This is a genomic window from Silvibacterium dinghuense, assembly GCF_004123295.1.
GTDB classification, from domain to species: domain Bacteria; phylum Acidobacteriota; class Terriglobia; order Terriglobales; family Acidobacteriaceae; genus Silvibacterium; species Silvibacterium dinghuense.
Map to the genome: position 1 here is coordinate 461926 of NZ_SDMK01000002.1, position 11829 is coordinate 473754.

The following is an 11829-nucleotide window of genomic DNA, read 5'->3' on the forward strand; positions in this document are numbered from 1 at the left end:
GGAACGAGCTGTTTCAAATCGAGCCAGAATGGAACTGAAAGCTCACTCCAGATCCAATTCCACCTCATCCACATAGCACCAGCCCCATGTCTCACCGGGCTCGAAGGAGCGCATGACGGGATGCTGTGTGTGATGAAAATGCTTGGTCGCATGCTTGTTATGTGAAGAATCGCAACAGCCGACGTGGCCGCACTCCAGACAGAGGCGGAGGTGCACCTAGCGGTCGCCTGTCTTCAGGCATTCTTCGCAGCCTTGCGGGGTGCGGGGCGCTACGTTGTGGATGTGATCCAAGTGCTGACAGGTCTTCATCTTCTTCCTCTCTTTTCGATGCGAAATATTTCTCTCTTTTCCGCGTTAACTTCGGTTCTCTACCGCACATCTTCGGGTATATGATGGCTGGTGCCAAAAATCTGCCGTTCTTTTCGGTTGTGAAAAGTTGCCATTCCCTGCATCGAATCACCGCTGAATGCACGGTACCACCGTTGATGCCTTGACTCTTGACAGACGAAAAACTAGAGTCGTGACGTACCCGTAAGCGATGTTATTCCGGAGTCTTACTGGAACATGCCTACTCATCCCTATACGTGGAACTACATCCCTCTGCTGATCCAGATTCTCGTTGCAGTGGGTATGGGTTGCTCGATGACGACCGTCTCCTTTCTGATTGGCCGGCATCGCAGGCTCAAGACCAAACTCGAAGCCTATGAGTGCGGCATTCCCGCCGAAGGCGATGCGCGCGGACGCTTCTCCGTGCGTTTCTACATGGTCGCCATGCTGTTCATCCTTTTCGATGTGGAAGCGGTTTTCATGATGCCGTGGGCGGTGATCTATCGCCAGCTGCCGGCGATCACCGGTTCGCGCTGGTTCGGCTTCTGGGAGATGCTGGTCTATCTCGGCTTCGTTTTTATCGGGCTCTTCTACATCATGAAAAAGGGCGTTCTCGACTGGGCTTCAGACAAGGGTGATTTATAAGAGATGACCGATCCTGCGCTCGATAAGGATGCTGTTCTTCAGGCTCATGCAGAGAACCGAGCCATTGCCTCCCTTCTTGCTGCCATTCCCGACGCGGTCACCGATGCAAAGTACGACCGTAATGAACTGACACTCACCATTGCCAAGGATCGAATCCGCGCCGCCTGCAAGACGGTGCAAACTGCCGGCTATAACTTTCTCGAAGACGTAACCTGCGTCGATTGGTATCCGAGCGAGCCGCGCTTCCAGGTGACGTATCACATCGTCTCCCACACGCTGAATGAACGCGTGCGGCTGATCGCCATGGTCGACAGCGTCGATCCGACGATCGACAGCATCACGCCGATATGGCCTTCCGCAAACTTCTATGAGCGCGAGGTCTGGGATCTCTTTGGTGTGCGTTTCCATGAGCACCCGTCGCTCCGCCGCATCATGATGCCCGAAGAATGGAAGGGCCATCCGCTACGCAAGGACTACCCTGTGGAGGGCTACCGCTGATGCCGGCCGATCTTTCTGAATTTGTCCCTACCTCTGCGCTGATCAAGCCGCGCCCGGAAGAAGGCTCGAAGGACCGCACGCTGGTCCTCAACATGGGCCCACAGCATCCGTCCACGCACGGCGTGCTGCGCCTGGTGATCGAGATCGACGGCGAGACGGTGCTCAACGTCGTTCCTGACATCGGCTACCTGCATACCGGCATCGAGAAGACCTGCGAAGCGAAGTTCTACCAGCAGGTCGTGCCGATGACTGATCGCATCGATTACCTCAGTCCGATGACCAACAATCTCTGTTATTGTCTGGCCGTCGAGAAGCTGCTGCAGCTGGAGATCCCTGACCGCGCACAGTGGATTCGCGTGCTCTTCAACGAGCTCACGCGCCTCAATTCACATCTGGTCTGGCTGGGCACGCACGCCATGGACATCGGCGCGCTCACCGTCTTCCTCTACTGCTTCCGCGAGCGCGAACAGATCCTGCGCATCTTTGAGGCTGTTGCCGGCCAGCGCATGATGACTTCGTACTTCCGCGTCGGAGGCCTCTCACTCGAACCGCCACTCGATCTTCTCGGCAGAATCCGCGACTTTCTGAAGACGATGCCGGAGAAGATCGACGAGTATCAGAACCTGCTCACCGGCAATCCGATCTGGGTAAGCCGCCTGAAGAACGTCGGCCATCTGAGCGCGGAAGATGCCATCGCGCTCGGCGTAACCGGTCCTCCGCTCCGTGCCTCGGGCGTCGATTGGGATCTGCGCCGTGACATGCCCTATTCGAGCTACGAGAAGTTCCAGTTCAAGGTGCCAATCTCGCATGACTGCGACGTGTGGGCACGCTATGTTATCCGCCTCGAAGAGATGCGCGAGTCGGTAAAGATTTGCATGCAGGCGCTCGACGGTATGCCGGAAGGCGATATCCGCGCGCATGCACCGAAGATTGTCCTGCCTGATCGCGAAAAGATGAAGACCGAGATGGAGTCGCTCATCCATCACTTCAAGATCGTCACCGAAGGCTTCGCCGTACCCGCGGGCCAGGTTTACCAGGCGGTGGAATCGCCGCGCGGCGAGATGGGCTACTTCGTCGTCAGCGACGGTACAGCCAAACCCTATCGCGTGCACATGCGAAATCCCTCTTTCGCAACCCTGCAGGCGTTACAGACCATGTGCGCCGGCCGACTGATCGCTGACGTAGTTGCGGTGATCGGCTCCATCGACATCGTGCTGGGAGAGATTGACCGATGAGTTCGAAAAATACACTGGCATGGCTGGAAGAACAGACAGAGTCTCTGGCAGCCCGGACAGGAGCAGGCGCTGCTTTCTGGCCACAGCTGCAAGCAGCACTTCACTCTCTCGCCGCAGCTGAGCCGATCGCAGCCCATGTAACCGTAGCTGTGGCAGAAGAGGAACCGTGGCTGCTGACTGCATCGGCCGGTCTCTTTACGCTCAAGTTCGCGCTCGATACGCTGAGCGACACGTTGATCTATTCCTTCGTCTCAGATGAGCTGCTCGAGGTGCTTCCGCTCGAATCCGAGATCCTGCACTACGGCGTGATGCACCTCCGGCAATCTCCCTGGGGTGTGATCGATGGGCCGGACGAAGATGTGAGCACCTACTTCGTGGATGATCCGCAGAGCGTGCAGTATGACCCGCTGGCCGAGCAGGTCGCGCGGTGGGGACTGGAAGCGTTGCTTGGCGGCTTCGAACAGATTGCAGAGCTGGAAGCCCTGGCAGCAGAAGAGGAAGAAGACGAGGAGGAGGAGCACACGCATGGCGGCGGCAGCGGACACTAGCCTCTATCGCGAGCTCTGGATCTCCTTTGCCTCGCTGATTCGCTCCTATGTAGCGGCGCACGATATCGGCCGGGCAATCGGCCACGCTTTTGTGGATGAGGGCGAAGATGGGCATCTTTCGCTGCGCTCCGAGCAGCGCGTCCTGTCTGTCGACTTCGAGACGGCAACAGGTACCGGAAGCTGGGCTCTCTATGAAGAAGATCCTGGCCCGGAACGGGCTCTGGCCCAGGGCACATTCACGATAGGCGAAGACAGTCTGGTCGCATTCAGCGACCGGCGCGGGCGGCTGGAGCTGGAAGTCGCCGCAGAGGCATTCACGGCTAAGGTGTTTGACGAGGAGTAGGCGTTGGCTACGGAAAAGACGACCATATTTTCAACAGAGACGGCTGCACGCTTCGACCGGCTGGTCACGCTCTATCCGGTCAAGCGCTCGGCGCTCGTTCCCATGCTGCTCTATGCGCAGGACGATCTCGGCTACATCACGCCGGGCGCCGTAGCTGAAATTGCGCAGCGCCTCGATCTGCGCGAGAACGACGTGGAAAGCGTGCTCAGCTATTACTCCATGCTACGCACCAAGCCCGCCGGCAAGTACAACCTGCAGGTCTGCACCAATATCAGCTGCATGCTGCGCGACGGCTACGGTATTTATGAGCACTGCAAAAAGCGGCTCGGAATCGGGCATAAAGAGGTCACAGCTGATGGTCTCTTTTCGCTTGAAGAGGTGGAGTGCATCGGAGCCTGCAGCTGGGCGCCTGCCATGCAGGTGAATTACGACTTCTATGACGAGCTCACGCCGGAAAAGGTCGACGTGATCATTGAGGACTACAAGGCAGGCCGCGGAAAGGAAACGGTGTAACGATGCCCAGGCTCGTCTCCCATCCCGACGAAGTCAAGATCATCTCGCGCCGCTTCGGCCAGGGCGCGACCGACATCGACAAGTACATCGAGCTCGACGGCTACAAAGCCGTGCGCATGGCCATTGAAAAAGGCCCCGAGTGGATCATCAATGAGATGAAGGCCTCTGGCCTGCGCGGTCGCGGCGGCGCTGGATTCCCCACCGGGCTCAAATGGTCTTTCGTGCCCAAGCAGTCCGACAGGGCGAAGTACGTTCTCGTCAACGGCGACGAGAGCGAGCCGGCCACCTGCAAGGATCACGTTATCTTCCTGCACGATCCCCATGCGGTCATCGAAGGCACCATGATCGCCGCCCTCGCCATCGGGGCGAAGATGGGCTTCATCTATCTGCGCGGCGAGTATCGCTACCTGCTCAAGATCATGGAGAAGGCCGTTGCCGACGCTTATGCCAAAGGCTTCCTGGGCAAGAACATCTTCGGCTCGGGCATCGATCTTGAAATTGTGACGCAGACCGGTGCAGGAGCCTACGAAGTCGGAGAAGAGTCGGCGCTGATGGAGTCGCTCGAAGGCAAGCGCGGCGTGCCGCGCATCAAGCCTCCCTTCCCTGCTGTCGTCGGCCTGTACGGCGGCCCTACGGTCATCAACAATGCCGAGACGATCGCTTCTGTGCCGCATATCCTGCTGATGGGCGGCGAGCCCTACGCGAAGGTCGGCTCCGAACGCAATGGCGGAACGCGTCTCTTTGGCATCAGCGGCCACGTTGAGCGCCCTGGCGTCTATGAGCTGCCAATGGGCTACAACCTCAAGAAGGCTATCTACGAGGTTGCCGGCGGCGTAAAGGACGGCAAGGCACTCAAGGCCGTCGTCCCCGGCGGATCTTCGACGCCCGTATTGCTGCCGGACGAAATCGACGTAGGCCTCGATTTCGACCAGATGGGCAAGGCCGGCACCATGCTCGGCTCAGGCGGCATCGTGGTCATCGACGAGAGCGTCTGCATGGTCGAGTTCGCGCTGCGGACGATCAAGTTCTATCAGCATGAGAGCTGCGGGTGGTGTATTCCCTGCCGCGAAGGCACAGATTGGCTGAAGAAGTCGATTACCCGCCTGCACGCCGGCGGCGCGGAAGCGAAGGACATCGATAACATCCGCTATCTTGCCGAGAACATGCTGGGCCGCACCTTCTGCCCGCTCGGGGATGCAGCGGCGATGCCCACGATCGCTTTCGTCAAGAAGTTCCGCAAGGAATTCGAGGATCACCTGAACGGCAAGGGCTGCCCTTATCACCCTTCGATCGACCGTGAACCGGCGCTGGTATAACGCGCTCAGAAAGAGACTGGTATGGCTGACGTAACCTTCACTGTCGACGGCAAAAAGCTTACCGCTCCAGCGGGAACGCTGCTCATTGATGCCTGCAGAACTGCCGGCATCGAAATCCCTGCCTTCTGCTACTATCCCAATCTTTCGTTGCAGGCCGCCTGCCGCATGTGCGTCGTCCGCATCGAGAAGATTCCGAAGCTGCAGACCGCCTGCACGACACCGGTCGCCGAAGGCATGGTGGTGCAGACCGAAACTGAGGAAATCAAACAGTCCCGCAAGGCGATGCTCGAGCTGCTGCTCGGCAACCATCCGCTCGACTGCCCGGTCTGCGATGCCGGCGGCGAGTGCGAACTGCAGGACATGACCTTCAAGTACGGCGCCGGTGAGTCGAAATACGTCGAGACCAAGCAGCACCGCGAAGAGCAGCAGTGGTCCCCGGTCGTCTTCTACGACCGCCCCCGCTGCATTCTCTGCTATCGCTGTGTCCGCGTCTGTGGCGAGGGTATGGATGTCTGGGCTCTGGCCGTCGAGAATCGTGGCGCCAGCGCGGTCATCGCACCAAACCAGGGGGATCAGCTCGACTGCGAAGAATGCGGCATGTGCATCGACATCTGCCCGGTCGGCGCGCTCACCTCGGAGACCTATCGCTACAAGACCCGCCCCTGGGAGATGAATCATGTCGGCACCGTCTGCGCGCATTGCGGAGATGGCTGCAAGACCACCCTGGGCATGCGCCGCGCCGATGACGGCATGGAGATTGTACGCGCCGACAACCGCGACAAGAGCGGTATCAACAATGACTTTCTCTGCCTCAAGGGCCGCTATGCCTTCGACTTCGCCAATCACACCGAGCGGCTCACCAAACCTCTGGTTCGCGGCGCCGACGGCAAGCTCGCGCCTGTGAGCTGGGAAGAAGCGCTCGACTTCGCGGCGAAAAAGCTTGCAGAAGTTCGCGATACACGCGGCGGCAAGGCCATCGGCGTCATCGGCTCCAACCGCACGACCAACGAAGAGAACTATCTGCTGCAAAAGCTCGCGCGCGGCGTGTTGAAGACGAACAACATCGACCACCACCGCACTGCCGACTATGCGGCCTTCGCTGCTGCCCTTAAGGGCCATGCTGGCCGTGAAGCTTCTCTGCGCGATTTCTTCGACGCTCCCGCAATCCTTCTTCTGGGCAATAATCCCACCGAGCAGCATCCGGCCCTGGCATGGCAGATTCGCAGCAATGTTCGCCTGCATCGTTCGCGTCTTTATGTCGCGAATCACGAGCACATCAAGCTGCGCCGTCAGGCCAAGGCTGTTGCGGATATTCCGCAGACTGCTTACCCCGCCCTGGTGCAGTATCTGGCCGGTCATGACAGTGCCCTCGAGTCGAATGAATCGCTGGCCAGCTTCCGTGAAGCCATTCGCAAGGAAGAGTCGCTACTTATCGCCTTCGGCTCCGAGTATCGTGGACGCGATATTCAGGCGCTGGTGGAGTTCGCGCTCTCACTCCCCAATGCGAAGATTGCCTGCCTTGGCGATTACGCCAACTCACGTGGTGCGGCCGATATGGGCATGCTGCCTGACCTGCTGCCCGGCTATGTGCCGGTTACTGCGCCTGGACACTTCGCCGAAGAATATGGCGCATTGCCGACAGAACCGGGTCTCGATCTTGTCGAGATGTTTGACGCTGCCGGCGCTGGCGATCTTGCTGCTCTCTATATCGTCGGCTCGAATCCCGTAGCCCGCTACGGGGTCGACCCCTCAGCCCTCAAGAATACATTCCTCGTTGTGCAGGACATGTTCCTCACCGAGACGGCTGTGCTCGCCGATGTGGTCTTCCCTGCCGCCAATCTTTATGAGAAGGCCGGCACTGCGACGAACACGTACGGTGATCTGCAGCTGGTCAAGAAGGGCGCGGACAAGAGCGGTGTACGGGCCGACTTCGAGATCATTGTCCGCATGGCCGCCAAGCTGGGCGCCAATCCCCGGGCCTTCGTGCCTGTCGGCAAAGGGGTACGGGCCGATTTCGGCCAGACCCGCGGCGCACAGTCCGGTGAAGCCGATCGCCATCAGGTATGGCTCGCCGCACACAGCCTCGAGCCGAAGCTCAGCCCCTTCGATCCCTTCGCGATCTTCGACGAAATCCAGCGACTGGTTCCGGCCTATGATGTTCCCCGCCTCGACCTGCTGCTGGGCAACGATGAACATGTGAAGTCCGAGCTCGTGCAGATTGATGGCACCGTGGTACGCCGCGATCTGGTCCTGCCGGCCAACGATCATCTCGCGACCTCGGGGACTCTCGGCCGCTACAGTGCAAAGCTCACCGAGGTTGCCAACTCTCCGACCATGTTGACCAGTGCCGAGGAAACGGCAGCAGATTGATGGCGCCCTGCTGAGGCAAGAGCAGACACATAACGCATCAGGAACGCATTCAGGAAGGCCCTTGTGGAAGTAAGCATCTGGATTTTCTTATTGCTGAGCGTGTTAAAGGTGATCGTCGTCACGGTCATTCTGCTGACCGCGGTCGCCTACACGGTGCTGCTGGAGCGCAAGGTGGTGGGCCGCATCCAAAATCGCTGGGGACCCAGCCGCGTCGGCCCCTTCGGCCTGCTCCAGCCGCTCGCTGACGGGTTGAAACTCTTTCTGAAAGAAGACCTGATGCCGGAGTCGGTCTATCGGCCGCTGTTTGTGCTCGCACCGATCATCGCGCTGGCCTGCGCCCTGATGTCGATCTCCATGATCCCCTTTGGCGACGACATTCGTTACAAGGGAGTCGATCTCTTCCAGATCTCCGATGTCAATATCGGTCTGCTCATCCTGCTGGCCATCACCGGCGTCGGCGTTTACGGCATTGCGCTCTCGGGCTGGGCGTCGAACAATAAATACTCGCTGCTGGGCGCGCTGCGCGCCAGTGCCCAGGTCATCAGCTACGAGCTCGCCCTCGGACTTTCACTGGTCGGCGTCATCCTGCGCTCGCAGTCCCTGCGCCTGCGCGACATTGTCGACGTCCAGGCGACGCACGGCCTGCTTTCGTGGAATGTCTTCGGCGGATTCCAGTTCGTTGCTTTCTTTATCTATCTCACCGCTGCGTATGCGGAAACCAACCGCGCGCCGTTCGACCTTCCCGAAGCTGAAAGCGAGCTCACGGCCGGCTACCATACGGAATACAGCTCGATGAAGTTCGCCATGTTCTTCATGGCCGAGTATGCCAACATGATCACCGTCAGCTGCGTGGCGACGCTGCTTTTCCTTGGCGGCTGGTCGAGCCCGTTCGGCAACCTTCTGCCGGCGATTGGCGGCCCGATTGTTCAGGCGCTCCTGCCGGTCTTCTGGTTCGTTGCAAAAGTCTTCTTCTTCCTCTTTCTCTATGTCTGGGTGCGCGGCACGCTGCCGCGCTTCCGTTATGACCAGCTGATGAGCTTCGGCTGGAAGTTTCTGATGCCACTGGCGGTGTTGAATATCATCGCCACCAGCCTGTGGCTTGCGTTCCGTGCCGGCTAGCCTCTATTTCGCAACCGGTCTGACTTCGTGCGACTCAACAGGCACACATGTGAGTGATTGAAGCGATGCATCTGGTTCTCTTCTTCATCTTCGGCGGGCTTTGCGTGTTAGGAGCGCTGAATCTCCTGCTGCAAAGGCATCCCATCAACTCCGCGCTCTCGCTCATCGTCGTGATGAGTTCGCTGGCCGTGCTCTACCTGCTGCTCGGAGCCGAGTTCCTGGCCGCGGCACAGGTTATCGTTTACGCCGGTGCCATCATGGTGCTCTTCACCTTCGTCATCATGCTGCTCAACGCAGGCAAGGAAGAGAAGACGCACGGCAGCAAGGCTGCATATCTGGTCGGTTTCCCCGGCGCCGCGGCGATCATCGCCACACTCACCTACATGTTCCTGCAGAACAGCGGCCCACTGGGCGGCGCGAAACTCGGCGACTACCTGGTGACGACGCAGGACCTGAGCCGCGTGCTCTTCCGCGATCTTCTGTTGCCCTTTGAAGTCACCTCCGTCCTCATTCTGGTAGCGATCCTCGGCGCCGTCGCGCTAGCAAGAAGGGAGCACTGATCGATGGTCGTCCCTATCTCCTATTACCTCATCCTCAGCGCCATCCTGTTCTCGATCGGCGTCGCCGCTTTTCTTGTCAAGCGCAACATCATCAGCGTCTTCATGTCCATTGAGCTGATGCTGAACGCGGTGAATCTCAGCTTCGTGGCTTTTGCTCACCACTGGCACCAGGTGAGCGGGCAGATTTTCGTCTTCTTCGTCATGGTCGTCGCCGCCGCCGAGGCCGCCGTAGGCCTGGCCATCATCATCGCCGTCTTCCGTACGCGGAATACCCTGAACGTCGACTCGGTCGACCTGATGAAACTGTGAGGCCGAGGCAATCATGAACGGTTCCCTGCATCTCTGGCTTCTCCCCGTCATCCCCTTTGCCGGCTTCCTGTTAAACGGGTTGCTGGGCCGCCGCCTGCCCAAGGCCCTGGTCACGGGGATCGCGTGGATCGCCACCCTGGTTCCCTTTCTCCTGGTCGCCAATATCTGGTTCCATCTCGGCTCCATCCAGCAGCCTTATATCGAGAACCTCGGAACCTGGATCGCCGCCGGCAGCTTCCATGCTGACTTCGCCCTGCAGCTCGATCACCTGACGATGATCATGCTGCTGGTCGTCACCGGCGTCGGCTTCCTCATTCACATCTACTCGGCCGGCTACATGGCGCATGAAGAGGGTTACTGGCGGTTCTTTGCCTACCTCAATCTCTTCATGTTCTTCATGCTCACGCTCGTGCTCTCTGAGAACTTCCTGCTGATGTTCGTCGGCTGGGAAGGCGTGGGTCTCGCCTCGTACCTGCTCATCGGCTTCTATTTCCTCAAGGACTCAGCGGCGAATGCCGGCAAGAAGGCCTTCGTCGTCAACCGCATCGGCGACTTCGGCTTCCTGCTGGCCATGTTTCTGCTGGTCGCGCATTTCGGCACGCTCAGCTACAGTGGCGTCTTCGCGCAGATCTCGCAGCATCCCGAATGGCAGGGCGGCTTCCTGACCGCGATCGCCATCCTTCTTGTAGTCGGCGCCACCGGCAAGTCGGCCCAGATTCCACTCTATGTCTGGCTGCCGGACGCAATGGAAGGCCCGACCCCGGTATCGGCCCTGATTCACGCAGCCACCATGGTCACGGCTGGCGTGTACATGATCGCCCGCTCGCATGTGCTCTTTGATCGCTCTCCCTTTGCGCTCACCATCGTAGCGATCATCGGTGCGGCCACGGCCTTCTTCGCAGCAACCATCGGTCTTGTCCAGACGGATATCAAGCGCGTCCTCGCCTACTCGACCGTCTCGCAGCTGGGCTACATGTTCCTAGCCTGCGGTGTGGCTTCCTACGCTTCGGGCATCTTCCACCTGGTCACCCACGCGTTCTTCAAGGCATTGCTCTTCCTCGCCGCGGGCTCGGTTATCCATGCCCTTGGCGGCGAGCAGGACATGCGCGTAATGGGCGGCCTGCGCAAGAAGATTCCGGCCACCTTCTGGACGATGACCGCGGGCGTCATTGCTATCGCCGGTATTCCTCCTTTCGCCGGTTTCTTCAGCAAGGACGAGATTCTCTATCAGGCCTTTCTCTCGCCCAACGGCGGCAAGATTCTCTGGTTTGTCGGCCTGGTTACGGCCTTCCTGACCTCGTTCTACATGTTCCGGCTCTGGTATCTGACCTTCTTCGGCGAGAGCCGCGCGCATGAAGCTTCTGCGCTGCTCGATCACGGTGCCGCCGTACACGCCAGCTCGAGCTCCACATTGACCCTCGAAGAAGAACCCGATCACGGTCATGGGCATGGCCATGGTCACGGTGTGCATGAAAGCCCCGCCGTCATGCTGATTCCGCTGGCCATCCTTGCGCTCCTGTCCTTCATCGGCGGCTGGATCGGCGTGCCAGCCGCTCTGCATGGCCACAACGAGATCGCGCACTTCCTCGCTCCTATCTTCGGTGGCGAGGAGAATCCCGCAGGCTCTAACGGCCTGGCGTTGACGCTTGCCGCAGTATCCACTCTCACCGCCATCGCCGGCTGGTTCACCGCGCACTTCCTCTATTACATGCGACCCGAGCTTCCGGCCAAACTGGCGCAGAGCATGCGCGGCCTCTACCTCCTGCTGCTGAACAAATACAAGGTGGATGAGCTCTACAACTTCGTTTTTGTCACACCGCTGCTGCTCTTCTCGCGCTATGCACTCAAGACTGTCTTCGATATGGGTGTCGTCGATGGAGCAGCCTATGCGGCCGGCTCGGTAACCCAGGGTCTGGGCGCAATTGCTCAACGTTTTCAGTCCGGCAATCTCCGATCCTATGCAGGATGGCTCTCGCTGGGAGCCGCAGTATTGCTGATTCTTACGTATTTCGGATTCACCACGCACTTCACCTTGCGATAACGCAA

General features: G+C 59.3%; 13 protein-coding genes. 12 read left to right on the forward strand and 1 reads right to left on the reverse strand.

The features are described from left to right. Positions 1–42 precede the first annotated feature (42 nt). Positions 43–216: a UBP-type zinc finger domain-containing protein gene (locus ESZ00_RS11140; protein ID WP_308419065.1), complete on the reverse strand. Its 174-nt coding sequence runs from the start codon at positions 214–216 to the stop codon at positions 43–45. A 348-nt stretch (positions 217–564) separates the two neighbouring features. Here ESZ00_RS11140 and ESZ00_RS11145 point away from each other — a divergent pair, with 348 nt between their 5' ends. The 12 genes from ESZ00_RS11145 (at position 565) to nuoL (ending at position 11824) form a co-directional block, all read left to right on the forward strand. Continuing rightward, positions 565–972, forward strand: a complete 408-nt coding sequence (locus ESZ00_RS11145) for an NADH-quinone oxidoreductase subunit A (protein ID WP_129208324.1) — start codon at positions 565–567, stop codon at positions 970–972. A gap of 3 nt (positions 973–975) precedes the next feature. Beyond that, on the forward strand, positions 976–1470 hold the full coding sequence (locus ESZ00_RS11150) for an NADH-quinone oxidoreductase subunit C (RefSeq protein ID WP_129208325.1): 495 nt from the start codon (positions 976–978) through the stop codon (positions 1468–1470). Continuing rightward, positions 1470–2705, forward strand: a complete 1236-nt coding sequence (nuoD, locus tag ESZ00_RS11155; protein ID WP_129208326.1) for an NADH dehydrogenase (quinone) subunit D — start codon at positions 1470–1472, stop codon at positions 2703–2705. Before ESZ00_RS11150 ends, nuoD begins: the two co-directional genes overlap by 1 nt. Next, positions 2702–3253, forward strand: coding sequence for a hypothetical protein (locus ESZ00_RS11160; RefSeq protein WP_129208327.1), 552 nt, complete (start codon positions 2702–2704; stop codon positions 3251–3253). Before nuoD ends, ESZ00_RS11160 begins: the two co-directional genes overlap by 4 nt. Further along, positions 3231–3596: a hypothetical protein gene (locus ESZ00_RS11165; protein ID WP_129208328.1), complete on the forward strand. Its 366-nt coding sequence runs from the start codon at positions 3231–3233 to the stop codon at positions 3594–3596. The genes ESZ00_RS11160 and ESZ00_RS11165 overlap by 23 nt, the downstream gene beginning before the upstream one ends. Positions 3597–3599: 3 nt before the next feature. Further along, a complete protein-coding gene (locus tag ESZ00_RS11170; protein WP_129208329.1) occupies positions 3600–4109 on the forward strand; it encodes an NADH-quinone oxidoreductase subunit NuoE family protein in 510 nt (169 codons plus the stop codon). A gap of 2 nt (positions 4110–4111) precedes the next feature. Beyond that, complete coding sequence (nuoF, locus tag ESZ00_RS11175) at positions 4112–5425, forward strand: NADH-quinone oxidoreductase subunit NuoF (RefSeq protein WP_129208330.1); 1314 nt, start codon at positions 4112–4114, stop codon at positions 5423–5425. 21 nt (positions 5426–5446) lie between these two features. Beyond that, positions 5447–7795, forward strand: coding sequence for an NADH-quinone oxidoreductase subunit NuoG (gene nuoG, locus ESZ00_RS11180; RefSeq protein ID WP_129208331.1), 2349 nt, complete (start codon positions 5447–5449; stop codon positions 7793–7795). A gap of 63 nt (positions 7796–7858) precedes the next feature. Next, positions 7859–8914 carry an NADH-quinone oxidoreductase subunit NuoH gene (gene nuoH / locus ESZ00_RS11185; protein WP_129208332.1) on the forward strand — a complete coding sequence of 352 codons (1056 nt, stop codon included), beginning with the start codon at positions 7859–7861 and terminating at the stop codon, positions 8912–8914. Between the two features lie 65 nt (positions 8915–8979). Beyond that, entirely contained in the window at positions 8980–9474 is a 495-nt protein-coding gene (locus ESZ00_RS11190) for an NADH-quinone oxidoreductase subunit J family protein (protein ID WP_129208333.1), read from the forward strand. A gap of 3 nt (positions 9475–9477) precedes the next feature. Continuing rightward, positions 9478–9783 carry an NADH-quinone oxidoreductase subunit NuoK gene (gene nuoK / locus ESZ00_RS11195; RefSeq protein WP_129208334.1) on the forward strand — a complete coding sequence of 102 codons (306 nt, stop codon included), beginning with the start codon at positions 9478–9480 and terminating at the stop codon, positions 9781–9783. A gap of 13 nt (positions 9784–9796) precedes the next feature. Next, complete coding sequence (gene nuoL, locus ESZ00_RS11200; protein ID WP_129208335.1) at positions 9797–11824, forward strand: NADH-quinone oxidoreductase subunit L; 2028 nt, start codon at positions 9797–9799, stop codon at positions 11822–11824. Positions 11825–11829 lie beyond the last annotated feature (5 nt).

Bases quoted from the DNA above. Each gene is read 5' to 3' on its own strand.
- ESZ00_RS11145 (WP_129208324.1), top strand. From the start codon at position 565: ATGCCTACTCATCCCTATACGTGGAACTACATCCCTCTGCTGATCCAG.
- ESZ00_RS11150 (WP_129208325.1), top strand. From the start codon at position 976: ATGACCGATCCTGCGCTCGATAAGGATGCTGTTCTTCAGGCTCATGCA.
- nuoD (WP_129208326.1), top strand. From the start codon at position 1,470: ATGCCGGCCGATCTTTCTGAATTTGTCCCTACCTCTGCGCTGATCAAG.
- ESZ00_RS11160 (WP_129208327.1), top strand. From the start codon at position 2,702: ATGAGTTCGAAAAATACACTGGCATGGCTGGAAGAACAGACAGAGTCT.
- ESZ00_RS11165 (WP_129208328.1), top strand. From the start codon at position 3,231: ATGGCGGCGGCAGCGGACACTAGCCTCTATCGCGAGCTCTGGATCTCC.
- nuoF (WP_129208330.1), top strand. From the start codon at position 4,112: ATGCCCAGGCTCGTCTCCCATCCCGACGAAGTCAAGATCATCTCGCGC.
- nuoG (WP_129208331.1), top strand. From the start codon at position 5,447: ATGGCTGACGTAACCTTCACTGTCGACGGCAAAAAGCTTACCGCTCCA.
- ESZ00_RS11190 (WP_129208333.1), top strand. From the start codon at position 8,980: ATGCATCTGGTTCTCTTCTTCATCTTCGGCGGGCTTTGCGTGTTAGGA.
- nuoK (WP_129208334.1), top strand. From the start codon at position 9,478: ATGGTCGTCCCTATCTCCTATTACCTCATCCTCAGCGCCATCCTGTTC.
- nuoL (WP_129208335.1), top strand. From the start codon at position 9,797: ATGAACGGTTCCCTGCATCTCTGGCTTCTCCCCGTCATCCCCTTTGCC.